The 15,446-nt window shown below is 40.1% G+C and carries 14 protein-coding genes; 6 read left to right on the top strand and 8 right to left on the bottom strand.

Annotation, left to right across the window (positions count from 1 at the left end; translation table 11 throughout):
- The first annotated feature begins 5 nt into the window (after positions 1 to 5).
- Positions 6 to 1,019 (top strand): acetamidase, encoded by a 1,014-nt coding sequence (locus tag GKR92_02865; GenBank protein QMU60691.1) that lies wholly within the window; start codon positions 6 to 8, stop codon positions 1,017 to 1,019.
- A gap of 22 nt (positions 1,020 to 1,041) precedes the next feature.
- Here the strand turns inward: GKR92_02865 and GKR92_02860 are convergent, their stop codons facing one another.
- Positions 1,042 to 2,223: an alpha-hydroxy-acid oxidizing protein gene (locus GKR92_02860; GenBank protein ID QMU62698.1), complete on the bottom strand. Its 1,182-nt coding sequence runs from the start codon at positions 2,221 to 2,223 to the stop codon at positions 1,042 to 1,044.
- Between the two features lie 235 nt (positions 2,224 to 2,458).
- Between GKR92_02860 and GKR92_02855 the strand changes: the two genes are divergently transcribed.
- On the top strand, positions 2,459 to 2,911 hold the full coding sequence (locus GKR92_02855) for a hypothetical protein (GenBank protein ID QMU60690.1): 453 nt from the start codon (positions 2,459 to 2,461) through the stop codon (positions 2,909 to 2,911).
- A 39-nt stretch (positions 2,912 to 2,950) separates the two neighbouring features.
- Here the strand turns inward: GKR92_02855 and GKR92_02850 are convergent, their stop codons facing one another.
- The 4 genes from GKR92_02850 to GKR92_02835 form a co-directional block, all read right to left on the bottom strand.
- Complete coding sequence (locus tag GKR92_02850; GenBank protein QMU60689.1) at positions 2,951 to 3,235, bottom strand: hypothetical protein; 285 nt, start codon at positions 3,233 to 3,235, stop codon at positions 2,951 to 2,953.
- A 15-nt stretch (positions 3,236 to 3,250) separates the two neighbouring features.
- Complete coding sequence (locus tag GKR92_02845; GenBank protein QMU60688.1) at positions 3,251 to 4,519, bottom strand: AAA family ATPase; 1,269 nt, start codon at positions 4,517 to 4,519, stop codon at positions 3,251 to 3,253.
- Between the two features lie 184 nt (positions 4,520 to 4,703).
- Entirely contained in the window at positions 4,704 to 5,351 is a 648-nt protein-coding gene (gene lolA, locus GKR92_02840; protein ID QMU60687.1) for an outer membrane lipoprotein chaperone LolA, read from the bottom strand.
- A gap of 109 nt (positions 5,352 to 5,460) precedes the next feature.
- Positions 5,461 to 7,716, bottom strand: a complete 2,256-nt coding sequence (locus tag GKR92_02835; protein QMU62697.1) for a cell division protein FtsK — start codon at positions 7,714 to 7,716, stop codon at positions 5,461 to 5,463.
- Between the two features lie 570 nt (positions 7,717 to 8,286).
- On the opposite strand from GKR92_02835, the gene trxB reads away from it, so the two are divergent.
- From trxB to GKR92_02820, 3 genes are all read left to right on the top strand, one after another.
- On the top strand, positions 8,287 to 9,246 hold the full coding sequence (gene trxB / locus GKR92_02830; GenBank protein QMU60686.1) for a thioredoxin-disulfide reductase: 960 nt from the start codon (positions 8,287 to 8,289) through the stop codon (positions 9,244 to 9,246).
- 95 nt (positions 9,247 to 9,341) lie between these two features.
- On the top strand, positions 9,342 to 10,448 hold the full coding sequence (locus GKR92_02825) for a GNAT family N-acetyltransferase (protein ID QMU60685.1): 1,107 nt from the start codon (positions 9,342 to 9,344) through the stop codon (positions 10,446 to 10,448).
- A 46-nt stretch (positions 10,449 to 10,494) separates the two neighbouring features.
- Positions 10,495 to 11,223 (top strand): leucyl/phenylalanyl-tRNA--protein transferase, encoded by a 729-nt coding sequence (locus tag GKR92_02820; protein ID QMU60684.1) that lies wholly within the window; start codon positions 10,495 to 10,497, stop codon positions 11,221 to 11,223.
- A gap of 41 nt (positions 11,224 to 11,264) precedes the next feature.
- Here GKR92_02820 and GKR92_02815 read toward each other — a convergent pair whose 3' ends face one another.
- The 3 genes from GKR92_02815 to GKR92_02805 are packed head-to-tail and all read right to left on the bottom strand — an operon-like array spanning position 11,265 to position 14,958.
- Positions 11,265 to 12,401: a threonine synthase gene (locus GKR92_02815; GenBank protein QMU60683.1), complete on the bottom strand. Its 1,137-nt coding sequence runs from the start codon at positions 12,399 to 12,401 to the stop codon at positions 11,265 to 11,267.
- Between the two features lie 21 nt (positions 12,402 to 12,422).
- Positions 12,423 to 13,742 carry a homoserine dehydrogenase gene (locus GKR92_02810; protein ID QMU60682.1) on the bottom strand — a complete coding sequence of 440 codons (1,320 nt, stop codon included), beginning with the start codon at positions 13,740 to 13,742 and terminating at the stop codon, positions 12,423 to 12,425.
- 40 nt (positions 13,743 to 13,782) lie between these two features.
- Positions 13,783 to 14,958 (bottom strand): alanine transaminase, encoded by a 1,176-nt coding sequence (locus GKR92_02805; protein QMU60681.1) that lies wholly within the window; start codon positions 14,956 to 14,958, stop codon positions 13,783 to 13,785.
- A 101-nt stretch (positions 14,959 to 15,059) separates the two neighbouring features.
- Here GKR92_02805 and GKR92_02800 point away from each other — a divergent pair, with 101 nt between their 5' ends.
- A complete protein-coding gene (locus GKR92_02800) occupies positions 15,060 to 15,443 on the top strand; it encodes a hypothetical protein (protein QMU60680.1) in 384 nt (127 codons plus the stop codon).
- Positions 15,444 to 15,446: the final 3 nt, after the last annotated feature.

The raw sequence follows: 15,446 nt of genomic DNA, 5'->3' as shown, positions 1-15,446 counted from the left end.
ATATTATGGAAATGATCAGTCGAAAATATCCAAATGATTGGGTAGAAAATTCCATTATGTACAAACGTGGAGTGGGCAAAGGATCAAGCGGGGTTACTCACCATTTAACAGAAGATGTACAAGGCACCTATATTTACACTATGGGTCCCTATTCAGATCCAGTGATGACAATTAAACCAGGTGATCAAGTAGTTGTAGAAACACGTGATGCATTTGAAGGTGCAATTAAATCAGAGCAAGATAAACCTTCTGAAATATTAAAAATGCCATTTTTAAATCCACAAGCTGGCCCCATAATGATTGAAGGCGCGGAGCCTGGTGATGCGGTAGCCGTACACATAGAAACTATGGCTCCACGCGGGCCCAAACCTCAAGGCACATGCTGCATGATAAAAGAATTTGGCGCATTAACAGGTACCTATTACACCGCTACGCTAAATGAACCTTTGCCTGAAAAAGTACGCAAAGTAGACATTGATGAGCAAAGCGTCTATTGGAGCGATAAAGTAACACTTCCGTATCGACCGCATATTGGTACTTTATCCTTATCACCTGAAATCGATTCTATTAATTCGCTTACTCCAGACAATCATGGTGGCAACATGGATCTTCCCGATATGGGGCCGGGAACCATTACCTATTTACCCGTACGCTCACCGGGTGGACGGCTTTTCATAGGAGATGCTCATGCATGTCAAGGTGATGGTGAAGTTTGTGGTGTTGCAGTTGAATTTCCAACGGTAACCACCATTACTGTTGATTTAATTAAAGACTACACCATTGAATGGCCAAGACTTGAAGCTGACGATTTTATTATGGGCATTGGCAGTACTCGGCCTTTAGAAGATGCGACCAGAATTGCTTATCGAGAACTTATTTATTGGATGGAAAATGAATACGACTTTGATCGCTGGGATGCTTACATGATGCTAAGCCAATGTGGAAAAGTACGTTTAGGTAACTTTGTAGATCCAAAATACACCGTGGGTGCAGCAATACCTAAAAGATATTTAACTTAGGAAAATTTTACGAATGTAATTATTAAGTAATGTTGTTTATCAACATTTCGGAATGCAATTCGTCTAAAGAGTTGCAACCAAGCTGACCCAGCGCACGATCAATTTCTGTAGTGAGAATAGATAGCGCATGATTAACACCATTTTGTCCACCGGCAGCAAGCCCAAATAATGTTGCACGTCCAATCATTACTGCATTCGCACCTAATGCAATGGCTTTTAGCACATCAGTACCTCGCCTAAAACCGCTATCCACTATAATTGTTATTTTATCCCCTACTGCTTCAACAATTTCAGGCAAGACTTCAATTGGTGCAACACAACTATCCAATTGTCTTCCACCATGATTACTGATAACAATTCCATCACAACCAAGCTCTGCTGCACGAATTGCATCTGCAGCATTCAAAATGCCTTTTAATATTAATTTTCTCGGCCATTTTTCTCGCAACCATGACACTTCATCCCACGAAATATCAGGGGCGAATAGTTTTGGGAAAATAGCCACACCACCTTTAGCAGTTTTTGCTTCCGGCGGCATAAACTTAACTATATTTTCAAACCGAGGAATACCGTGTGGCACTAATACATCAAGTATCCATCTAGGATGGCAAGCCACATCTATCATATTACGTAGCGTTAGTTTTGCGGGCACACGATAATTTCGCTTATCCCATTCGCGATTTCCAAATACGTTCGCATCAGTCGTGAAAACTAAGGCTTCATAGTTTTCATTTTCTGCACGTTTTAAAATATCTCGTGTAATGTCGCGATCCGTTAACACATAAAGCTGCATCCATAAACGCCCACCCACATCATGTGCAACATCTTCGAGACTTACATTGGAAACGGTACTTAAAGAAAATGGAATATTATTGTTTTTTGCAGCATGTGCTAGTGCGATATCTGCACGATGATGGAGCATGCCATTCAGCCCAGTTGGTGCAATAATCAATGGTGAATTAGCTTTTTGACCAAATAAATTAATACGTTGTTGTCGTGAACTAGTATCAACCAATGTGTTTGGTTTAAAACGGATAGATTTTAGAGCTTCTTGATTCCAACTTAATGAACCTTCATCTTCAGCGCCGCCAATTACATATTCCAACGCGAAGTTTGGAATTCGACGCCGCGCAATTTCATGCAAGTCATCTATTGAAACTGCTTTTCGAAAATTACCTGAATAGAGTTTGCGCTTTAGTGACATATCCATTAATTCGCAATTTGCCAGCCATTAATATGACTGCTTTTATGATATATATCCAATATTGTAGTTTATTTATGATATTCAATAAGATACAAATAAGCACTAATATTTAACTTGGTAATTGAAATGCTTGTACGCTCATCCTCTTCAATCTACTTGGTCGTCCTGAAATTAACTACTCAGATCGTTATTTCAGATAAATTTAGCAGGGATTAAAGTCTAATCAGGTTAAAATATGGAACCAAAAATTAACTACGTAGGATTACTAATATTGATAATCCTTGGTGTTGCTGTAGGTAATTTTGCATCAAGCTTCATTACCACTAAATACTTTCATAAAGAGAGTGAAAAAATATCGGTAGAAGTGTCTAAAGCTGTACCTACGACACCTTCAAAGGCTACAGAAACTTCAAAACTTGAAACTGCTCGAGAAACCGTGAAGCTAAGCCCCGAAGCACAACCGGGATTGCACATAGAACCCGAAGCAATCGAAAATTCTGCTGATCATAAACAGCTGATAGAAAAAAGAAAGATAGATGAAAACGGTGTGCGCTTAGCTAAAACTTGCAGTGAATGGACTACAGCACATAAAGACATGCAAACCCAAACCAGTGAAAGAGGCATGAATAAACACTGTGCTGAATATTATGATTACCTTAGCTTTGGCAATCTGCCAAATTCAAACTAAAATCACTAGAATCAAAAGAAGTTAAATCAAGAATAGAATTTAGCTTTGACCAGGCTTCCATATACCAAAAGCTTCGCCTTTGGGTTGCATAGTTTGTTGACGCTGTTTGGTAATGTCGTCATAAACATACTTAGAGAATGCATTTAGCTCATTCATAATTTCGTTTTTTTCACCAGATGGAAGATCATGGTTGCCGACAATAAATCCAATTATTGCTGCTAGATACTGACCTGCAAGCAATGGATTTTTTGCGCGCTCATCTTCTTCTACCAATACTTTTTCGATCTTTTCAATAAGTTCCCTTGATAATTTCAACTGGTCCATTTATGCAATCCTTTTTTAATCGCTTGTAGTTTTTTTATGTAAAGTTTCTAAATGTTGTTTAATTTTTGCTTCAAGTCCACGATTTTCTGGTAAATAATATTGCTGGCCTTGTAATTCTTCTGGCAAATACACTTCACCAGCGGCATAAGCATCTTCTTCGTCATGTGCATAGCGATAACCATCACCATAACCAATATCTTTCATTAATTTTGTTGGTGCATTACGTAAATGCATGGGGACTTCTAAAGTACCATGTTCTTTTGCAGCATTCATCGCTGCTTTATACGCAGTATACACAGCATTACTTTTTGGCACACAACTCAAATAGACTATGGCATGTGCTATTGCCAATTCTCCTTCAGGCGATCCTAAGCGATCATAGGTGTTCCATGCATCTAACGTAATCTGTAACCCGCGCGGATCAGCATTACCGATATCTTCACTCGCCATTCGTACAACACGTCGTGCAATATAATGAGGATCACAACCGCCATCAATCATTCGGCAAAACCAATAGAGTGCTGCATCGGGGTCAGAACCTCTAACTGATTTATGCAATGCTGAAATTTGATCGTAGAAATATTCACCTTGTTTATCAAAGCGGCGTAAGGATTGCGAAGTAACTTCTTGAATAATATCTTTGGTGATTATTTTTTTATCTGCAGATTCGCCCAGTAGATCAACCGCAATTTCTAAGAAATTAAGTGCGCGTCGCGCGTCTCCATCTGCTGATATCGCTAATATCTCTTTGGCTTCTTGCTCAATTTCATCGACTCGACCCTTTAAGCCTTGTTTCTTATCTTGGATTGCTTGTTCTATACATTGTTGAATATCTTCATGTGTAAGTCTTTTCAGCACGTAAGTACGAGCCCTGGATAAAAGAGCATTATTTAGCTCAAACGAAGGGTTTTCGGTCGTCGCACCAATAAAATAGATGGTGCCATCTTCAATATGTGGCAAAAATGCATCTTGCTGGGCCTTATTGAATCGATGCACCTCGTCTACAAATAATACGGTTCTTGATTCTCGACCTTGCTTATAGGCCTTTGCTTGTTCAATCGATTGCCGAATTTCTTTTACTCCAGACAATACCGCCGAAATAGGAATAAACTGGGCATCTGATGTATGAGAAATTATACGCGCTAAAGTGGTTTTCCCGGTTCCGGGCGGACCCCAGAAAATCATTGAGTGTAATTTACCTTGTTCAATAGCGACTCTTAACGGTTTGTCCTTGGAAAGCAGATGCGACTGTCCAACAAAGGCATCTAATGTATTTGGGCGCATGCGATCCGCAAGCGGTCGATAGGAATTATCGGCTTGATCAAATAGATCAGGTGAATTTAAAACAGAATTTTCGATCTCGGGTTCCTGGAATAATTATCCAGTGTATTATCTCTTATTTGCAGAAAATTGCTCTTGCATTTTCTGCACTTCCGTTATCCTTGACTTTCGTCGCTTTACTATCAATTTATTCGGATGGGTAACCCACTACATCCACACCTTCCGCAGCGATAAACTTAAATCGGTCAGGCTCAAAGGACACATTAGTTTTTAAATTGATAAATTCAATAATCGTTTTTTGTGAAAAATGATCCTGAAGCTCCATCATTTTCACACCATTTTCATCCAGACCAATGTGTATTTTAAGGAACTCGGTATCCTGCACTAATGGAGTTAACTCAACCCAATTAAGGCCTTCTTTAACATCTGCATCTTTCACTTCAAAGTCATCCGTAAGAGGACGTATATTAGTTAACAACATAATTGGCGCGTTACCTAAAGCAGTATCTATTGGTTTTGCGCTGGCCTGCAATAAGTCCTCATCATAAATCCATAAATACTCGCCATCTGCTAATATTAACTGTGGATAGGGTTGCGTGTATTGCCATCTAAATTTACCCGGTTTATCTAAAGCAACATCCCCTTTTGCTTCTTGAACCACTTCACCATCCTCATCGTAAACAATTTGTCTAAACTGCCCTTCAAAAGAATTAACGTCTGAGAAAAATTTATCCAAACGTTGAATAGCGTCACTTGCATGTGCTTGACCTAGTATTGCAACAGCAATGAGCAGCAATGTAGCGACAGATAAGTAGGTTTTTAAATTACCAAGCATGAAAGTCTCCTGAGTCTTAGTCTTTAGACTATTGGCAATGACTAAGATTCAGCAATAAATTAAATTATTTGTGAAAATATTAGGAACTTATCTAAAATTAAGGCTATGTTTAGATACCAACAGGTGGAGGAGCAATAACCTCTCGCGTACCATTTGATTGAACTCCGCTCACAACACCACTGCTTTCCATTTCTTCGATCATACGCGCTGCACGGTTATAGCCTACTTTAAGACGACGTTGTACATAAGAAATAGAAGCTTTACGTGTTTCCGTAACAATGGCTACCGCTTCATCATATAGAGGGTCCATATCCTCTGTACTACTAGATAATGGCTCTAATCCAGGGATACCATCACCACTAGTAGAGTCTTGAGTTACTTCTTCTAAATACGCAGGCGCACCTTTCTCTTTTAAGAACGCAACAACTTTATGTACTTCTTCATCCGATACAAATGCACCATGCACACGTTCTGGTATTGATGTGCCTCCAGGTAGATACAACATATCACCATGGCCCAGTAACTGGTCCGCACCCATTTGATCTAAGATAGTTCTTGAATCCACTTTAGAAGATACTTGGAATGCAATTCTAGTAGGAATGTTCGCTTTTATTAAACCGGTTATCACATCCACGGAAGGACGTTGTGTAGCTAAGATTAAATGTATACCCGCTGCACGTGCTTTTTGCGCAATTCTTGCAATCAGTTCTTCAACTTTTTTACCCACTACCATCATCATGTCAGCAAGCTCATCTATTACGATGACAACGTTAGGTAACTGAGTAAGCTCTTCTGCTTGTGCAGGCTCTAGGCCTTCGACTTGATCATTCTTAAACAATGGATCAAGTATAGGCTCGCCATCATCAATTGCTTGTTGAACCTTAGCGTTGTATCCCGCCATATTTCTCACGCCTAATGCAGACATTAGGTGGTATCGGCGTTCCATTTCGGCTACACACCAACGCAACGCATTGGATGCTTCTTTCATATCCGTCACAACCGGTGAAAGCAGATGCGGAATTCCTTCATACACAGCAAGTTCTAGCATCTTTGGATCAATTAAAATCATACGGACTTGTTGAGGTGTGGCTTTGTATAAAATACTTAAAATCATTGCATTCAAAGCAACAGACTTACCAGAGCCGGTTGTACCTGCAACTAACAAGTGTGGCATTTTGGCTAGATCTGCAACAACAGGTAAACCACTAATGTCTTTTCCTAAGGCAAGTGTTAAAGGTGAAGACTCGTCATCGTAAATTTCAGATTCAATAACATCATTAAGCACCACTAATTCTCGATGTTCATTAGGAATTTCGAGCCCTACATAAGACTTTCCAGGTATCACTTCTACTACACGAACGCTAATTACAGAAAGTGCGCGTGCCAAATCTTTCGCTAAGTTAGTAACTTTGCTTACTTTAATTCCAGGTGCGAGTTGAATCGCAAATCGCGTTACAACCGGACCGGGGTGAACTTCGACCACTTCGGCATCTATGTTAAAATCAAGCAACTTAAGTTCTACTTGGCGCGATATGGCCTCTAAGGCTTCATTTGAATAACCTTTAGATGTATCAATAACTTTATCTAAGATTGAAACAGGCGGGAGATCCGTAGCCGCTGCCGCATTGAAAAGTGGGATTTGACGTTCACGCTCTTTCCTATCACTAGGCTCGATGTCTTTAATAATCGGCTCTATTCGAGGCTTTGCGCGTTTTTGAATTTTTACTTTGGTTTCTTTAACGAATTCTTGACGATCAATTTTAGCTTTTTTACTTGCACGCTCTTCACGAAATTCTGCAATTCGCTGCCAAGCCCAAGAGCTAAATTTAAGCGTGTTCTTACCGGTAACATCAAGTAGCCATAACCAGGAAAAACCAGAGAAAATAGTTATGCCGGCAAAAAATAATGAAAGTAATAGAAGTGTTGCTCCAACAAAACTAAACACGGAAACAAAACCGTTGCCGGTTAAATCACCTAGAATGCCGCCTGCAAAACTTGGCATAAATCCAGATTGAAAATGCAACGTAGCGAGGCCACAACCCGCCCCTAAGGTCAAAAGAAATCCAGCCCAACGAACGCCTAGAGTACGATAATCAATTTGCCCATTTTCAAGTTTGCCTTCGTAAATGAGCCAGCCGCTGTAAGCCACCATAAGTGGCGCTAAATAAGCAAGATAACCGAACATAAAGAAGAACAAATCAGCAAAGTAGGCCCCAACAGTACCACCCAAATTTCCAACCAATTGATTGGTGCCTGTATGCGTCCAGCCAGGATCGCCCTGGCTATAACTTAACAAAGCCACCATTAAATAGGCTCCAAGAGCCACTAACACCACTAAAGCGCTCTCACGCAGCCCTTTCAACAAAGTCAGGTTATGAGGGACTTTTGCAGTGCCTCTTGACCTTCCACGGCTAGCTGATTTCTTAAATGTTGCTTGTCTCAATGTAGTTCTCTCAATTTATTTGGCTCAATTATTTTGACTCAATTTTCTTAGGTCACTTTCTTACCGAGCATAATACCTAATTAATGTAATTCTTAGCTATACAATCTAACCTATTGAATAATATATAAACAATAAATGCAAATTTGAGTAGATTTCAAATCTACGTCAATTCGTTTGGGGCCAAACTTTGGTAGGTATTATCATAATTGTTCCAAATAATGTGCCTGGAAAACCAAATGTTTATCAAAACACCTTAAAGTGTAATGTTATTATACCATCAATAGCAATGCTCAATATATCCTTCTGACATTATTTCTATTGCTTGAAATTAGAGGTTACTGCACCCATTTACATATATCAGTGAGGATAGTCTGCTTATTATTATCCGTTGCAATACACCACTTAATTACACGGTCTTATCCACACCACTGTATATGACTTACCATCCGAGATTGATTTAGGATGAACACTACAAAAGAAAAAGGAACCATTATGACTGATTCGCGACATTTTAAACTCCTGATACTTGGATCTGGCCCTGCTGGTTACACCGCTGGCGTCTATGCTGCACGCGCGAATCTTGCTCCCGTAATTATTACCGGCTTAGAGCAAGGTGGACAACTTACCACCACAACGGATGTAGATAATTGGCCAGGTGATGTGGAAGGATTGCAAGGCCCTGAACTTATGGATCGCATGTTAAAACATGTGGAACGCTACGACACTGAAGTTATATTTGATCATATCCATACTGCTGAATTAAATAAGAGACCCTTTGTACTTAAAGGTGATTCAGGCACCTATACATCCGATGCACTCATAATTGCTACTGGTGCTTCCGCACAATATTTAGGATTACCTTCTGAAGATGAATTCAAAGGCCGCGGGGTTTCTGCTTGCGCCACTTGCGATGGATTTTTTTATAAAGGTAAAAAAGTTGCGGTAATCGGCGGCGGAAACACGGCTACAGAAGAAGCTTTGTATCTATCTAATCTTGCCAGTGAGGTGGTATTAATTCATCGTCGCGACTCATTGCGAAGTGAAAAAATATTACAAGACCAACTGTTTGAAAAAGAGAAAAATGGTAATGTCACTATCAAATGGAACCATAATCTTGACCAAGTGTTAGGTGATGATAGTGGCGTTACCGGCATACGAATTAAAAGCACAAAAGATGACGCTACAGAAGATATTGATCTAAGCGGTGTATTCATTGCTATTGGCCACAAACCTAATACCAGTATTTTTGATGGTCAACTTGAAATGAATGGTGGTTATATAAAAGTTAATAGTGGCTTACAGGGCGAAGCTACTGCTACAAGTATTCCTGGAGTCTTTGCTTCAGGTGATGTGATGGATCACGTTTATAGACAAGCTGTAACTTCAGCAGGTTCGGGATGTATGGCTGCTCTAGATGCTGAAAAGTACATCGACAATCTGAGTCAAAAATAATACTCATAATTTAAACTCTTTTGGCCTCAGAGAAACTTAATGTAACAGAATCTGATTCAAACTACAGTTTTAGTTTTATCACTTCGCTAAATGATATGGAGCGAAGTGAATGGAACTCTTTGATCGAAGATGAAGATCCTTTTCTAAGTTATGAGTTCTTATCGGCATTAGAGCGTAATGATTGCTTAGGAGAACAATATGGGTGGTTTCCTCATCACCTAATTGTTCGCCTAAATAGTAAACTTGTAGCCGCAACGCCCTTATACATTAAGACCAATTCTTATGGTGAGTTTGTATTTGATTGGTCTTGGGCATCTGCTTACGAACAAGCCGGTCTAAATTACTACCCTAAACTTATATCGTCTATTCCTTATACTCCGGTAACAGGCAGACGATTGTTGCTTTCTCCAGATTTAAATATAGCGCAAAAATCCTGTCTGGCAGCAAAAATGATTCAGGCCACTACAAATGAATCAGAAAAACTAGACATGTCTGGCACGCATTGGCTTTTTAACGAAACAGATGAATGTGATTTATTCAAACGGCAAGGTTTAATATTTCGTTTAGGTTGCCAATATCATTGGCACAATCAAGACTATGATTCTTTTGATTCTTTTCTCGAGAAATTTATTTCTAGAAAAAGAAAAAAAGTAAAACAAGAGAGAAGATACGTTAAAGAACAAAATATTGATATCAAGCGATTTCTTGGGAGTGAATTGAATGAAGCACAGTGGGTCCAAATACATGCGTTGTATGAAAATACATTCCATCGCAAAAGCGGCATCCCTACTCTTAGCTTGAAATTTTTCAAAGAGATTGGAAGCACTATGGGAGAAAAAATTATGCTGGTGCTTTCATATAGCGAAAATCAGCTAGTCGCCTGTGCAATCAACTTCTCGAGCACAAAAAAACTATATGGAAGATTTTGGGGATGTACACAATCGTTTCATAGCCTACATTTTGAAGCCTGTTACTATCAAGGTATTGAATATGCCATTGAGAATAAATTAAAAGTATTTGAACCTGGAGCACAAGGCGAACATAAAATTAGCCGAGGATTTTTACCGACTAAAACTTGGTCTGCGCATGCCATTCATGATTCACGCTTTGAACCTTCAATTCGTGACTTCTGCAACAGAGAAAAACAATACATGCAAAAGGACTGTGATGAATTAATGACACTTTCGCCCTATCATGGTTAAAGTTATATCAAAATCATTACAATCCCATCAAGATTAGAATACTAACGTGGATATCACCTGGCTAGATCCTATAAACACGGAAACACCCTTCCCTCACGTTGACCAAGCATTAATGGATCCGGAAGGCTTACTTGCAGCAGGCGGAGATCTTAGTGAAATCAGGCTTTTAAATGCTTACCGTAATGGCATTTTTCCCTGGTACGAATATGGACAACCTATTTTATGGTGGTCGCCAAACCCAAGAGGCGTTATATATACCGATAAATTTAGAATCTCCACCAGCTTAAGAAAAACTCTACGCAAACATAATTGGACCGTCACTTTCGACGGAGACTTTAAAAAAACGATTACAGCATGTGCAACACCTAGAAGCTATGCACGAGGCACTTGGATTACAAATGAAATGGTGCATGCCTATTATAATCTGCACCTGATCGGGCATGCGCACTCAATTGAACTATGGGACCAAGAAGAACGTTTAGTAGGTGGAATATATGGCGTGTTAATAGGGAAAATGTTTTACGGCGAATCAATGTTTAGTTTTGAAACTAATGCTTCAAAAGTAGCATTAGCATACTTAACGATGCATCTTCACTATTGGGGGTTTCCGTTACTCGATTGTCAGCTGCCTTCTTCGCATTTAACAAGTTTAGGGGCAGAAACCATCAGCCGAGAAAAATACATAGAAACTATGAAGCCACTTAGCAAAAAACTAAAAAATAATTTTAATTGGGAACAAGCTGACAACCTAAACCCAGCTGATTGGATGAAATAGCAAGAAAATGTTATCTGTTACTATCTAATTAGCTTTTAATTCTAAATCTTATCTAGAATAGCGCGCTTCACAGCATTTAATTCTGCGTCTATAGTTATCATTTCAGTTTCACTCTGTTTGATAGCAATATCAGGGTCTTTTAATCCATGCCCTGTAACGGTACACACTACCGTGCTGCCATTAGGTATATTTCCGGCTTCTATATCATGCAAAGCACCCTTAACTGAAATTGCAGAAGCTGGCTCACAGAAAACACCTTCTTTTGTTGCTAGTAGTTTTTGTGTTGCCAAAATCTCTTCATCGGTAAACGAATTAAACCAACCACTAGATTCTTTAACTGCAGCTTGCGCCAAGTCCCAACTTTGCGGGTGTCCGATACGAATAGCGGTAGCAACAGTATCAGGATTATCAACCATGGCGCCTTTAATAAAGGGTGCTGCGCCCGCAGCCTGATAACCCAACATTTTAGGCCGGCTTGAAGTGCTACTTTTACCTGTAAATTGGCAATCACCATTACAATATCCACAAGCTTTTGTAACTTCTTCTCCTGAACTCGCTGCAAGTTCTGCATAACCTGTCCAATGTGCAGAAATATTTCCTGCATTACCCACCGGTATGCAATGAAAATCAGGAGATCGCCCTAACGCTTCTACAATTTCATAAGCTGCAGTTTTCTGACCTTGTAAGCGATATGGATTAATTGAATTAACAATATTTACTGGTGCCTCATTAGCCACTTCTTTTACCAAGCGCATGCCATCATCAAAATTTCCGTGTATTTGTATAATGGTTGCACCATGCATCATCGCTTGAGCTAGTTTCCCCATCGCTATTTTGCCATCTGGGATAAGTACAAATGCTTTAATTCCTGCGCGTGCGGCATAGGCTGCCGCAGAGGCTGAAGTATTCCCTGTAGACGCGCAAATTATAGCTCGACTTCCTTCAGAAACGGCTTGCGTTACAGCAACGGTCATGCCGCGATCTTTAAATGATCCAGTTGGATTTAAGCCTTCAAATTTAAGATATAGTTTAATTTCTCTTTCTTTAATTTGCTTAATGTTATGGCATTCTATGAGAGGAGTATCTCCTTCACATAAACTAATGACTTTGCAATCTGCTGCTAGTGGCAATATGTCGCGATAGCGGTCGATAAGTCCTGTGTAGTGTGTTTGTTTCATACTAAATATTTGAGGAATATATTACGAAAGCGTCTCTAATCGAATACGCATAACTTTGTTTGTAACGGCTTCTAACTTTTCTACTTCAGAAATAGCTTTATTCATATTTTGCTCACTTACTTCATGAGTAAGTATAACAATAGGTACACTAGATATATTAGCTTGCGGTTCTTTTTGAATAATCGCTTCAATACTGATCGCATGATCAGCAAATATTTGTGTAACTTCTGCTAGTACGCCTGGACGATCTTGTACGTGAATACGCAAATAATAAGCTGTCGACACATCATCCATGGGTAAAATAGGAATGTCTGATAATGCACCTGGTTGAAAGGCTAAATGTGGCACTCGGTTTTCAGGATCTGAAGTCAACGCTCGAACGACATCTACCAAATCAGCAACAACTGCAGAACCTGTTGGCTCAGCACCTGCACCTGCGCCGTAATATAAACTCGGACCTAATGCATCGGCTTTTACTACAATAGCGTTCATCACTCCATCGACATTAGCGAGCAGTCTTCGATGAGGAATTAAGGTTGGATGCACACGTAGTTCTAGACCTTTCGTAGTTCGCTTCGCAACACCTAGATGTTTAATGCGATACCCTAGCTCTGCTGCATAGGCAACATCTTCACGAGTAATTTCAGTGATACCTTCTGTATAGACACTATCAAATTGCAATGGCACACCAAATGCAATCGAAGCTAATATTGTTAATTTATGTGCGGCGTCTATGCCTTCAACATCAAAGGTAGGATCTGCTTCCGCATAGCCTAGTTGTTGTGCCTCTTTTAAAACATCATCAAAGTCACGACTTTTGTCGCGCATTTCGGTAAGAATAAAATTGCCAGTTCCATTAATAATTCCAGCTAACCATTGAATAGAATTTCCAGCCAAACCTTCACGAATAGCTTTGATTATTGGAATACCGCCAGCAACAGCAGCCTCGAATGCTACAGTTACACCTTTTTCCTGTGCGTGTTGAAAAATTTCATTTCCATGCAGCGCAATTAAAGCTTTGTTTGCAGTCACCACATGTTTGCCGTGCTCAATCGCTTTAAGCACTAAATCTTTTGCCTCATCTGTGCCGCCGATAAGTTCCAGCACAATTTCAACGTTCGGGTCAGTAACAACTTTATTTGAATCTTCTGTAAGTTTTATTGAAGAAGTATCACATGCACGTGTCTTTTTAGTATCGCGCATACTGGCGATAGTAATTTGTATACCTCGACCTGCACGCCGTGCAATTTCATCCGCATTGCGCATTAAAATATTAGCAGTACCACTGCCAACGGTACCAAGGCCTAAAACACCCACTTTTACTGGTTCTAATGCAGACATATTCTTATATATACGTGATAATTTTAACTAACGATTACGACTATTTATTTTTAAGCATCTTTTTAATATTCCGAACAGCTTGTCGAGTTCGATGCGCATTCTCGATTAAGCTGAATCGCACATGGGTGTCACCATACTTACCAAATCCCACTCCCGGCGACACAGCCACTTTAGCCTCCTCTAACAACTTCTTAGAAAACTCTAAGGAACCAAGGTGGGCGTATTCTTTAGGAATTTTTGCCCAAACAAACATCGTAGCTTTAGGCTTTTCAACCTGCCAGCCAGCATTACACAAACCTTCACAAAGCACATCACGCCTTCTTTTATAAGTATCACGTACTTCATCAATCACCTCTTGCGGACTGTTCAATGCCTCAATCGCAGCTACTTGAATAGGGGTAAACATCCCATAGTCCAGATAAGATTTGATGCGTGATAGTGCCTCGACTAACGTTGGATTACCACACATAAACCCAACTCTCCAACCTGGCATGTTGTAAGTTTTCGATAGAGAGTAAAACTCAACCGCAATGTCTTTTGCCCCTTCCACCTGAAGTATGGAGGGTGCTTCATAGCCATCAAACGTAATCTCACCGTAGGCAATATCATGCACCAGCCACATTTTATGTAGTTTAGCTATCGCAACCAAACGCTCTAAAAAGGCGAGATCGACACATTGCGTAGTGGGATTGCCCGGAAAATTTACAATCAACATCTTCGGCTTTGGCCACGAATCCTCAATCGCTTTTTCCAATTCTGAGAAAAAATCAGAATCTTCAGTCAATGGCACATAGATAATGTCAGCACCCGCAATCACACAACCGTACGGATGAATCGGATAAGCAGGATTGGGCACTAATACAGCATCACCTGGGCCTAAAGTGGCTAGCGTTAGATGCGCTAAACCTTCCTTTGAACCTATGGTTACAATAGCTTCTGTTTCTGGATCAATTTCTACATTAAATTTTCTAAGATACCAGTCTGCTACGGCTCTACGTAATCGAGGGATACCGCGAGATAAGGAGTAGCGGTGAGTGTCTTCACGTTGAGCGGCCTCAACCAACTTATCCGTGATGTGCTTAGGGGCAGGCTTATCAGGGTTGCCCATGCCAAAGTCCACAATATCCTCGCCACGCGCGCGCGCATTGGCTTTAAGTTCATTTACAATATTGAAAACGTACGGGGGAAGCCGTGATATTCTGGGAAAATCTTCCATCTAATCCATCTATCCTAATAAGCGCTGAGTATAATACGCGATTAGCCAACATCTGCCCAACCCATTCACCTATAAACTAACTACAAAGCGGCCCCCTTCTGATGGATATTACCGAAGATATTGCTGATGCTAAATTTATGATCACAGGATACAAATCTGATTGTGTGCTCATCAACCACGAGCCTCACCATAAAAGTGTAATCGTAAGTCCTGATACTTTAATATCGCCATGGGAAGTAACTGATATATCACAGTTAAGTGAAACCACTCTGGCATCGATACTAGATAATCACCCCGAAAATGGTCTACCAGAGATCGTAATTATGGGTACCGGTGAAACCTTAATCCTTCCTGAACCAAAAATTATTGCTTTATTCGCACAACATCAAATTGGTTTGGAAACGATGAACACGAGTGCAGCATGCAGAACCTATGGAATTTTGGTCGCAGAAGGTAGAAAAGCCACTGCTGCAATTATATTTTAGAAA

The organism is Gammaproteobacteria bacterium (assembly GCA_014075255.1).
Lineage (GTDB): Bacteria > Pseudomonadota > Gammaproteobacteria > UBA4575 > UBA4575 > JABDMD01.
This window is presented reverse-complemented; position numbering and strand designations above follow the sequence as displayed.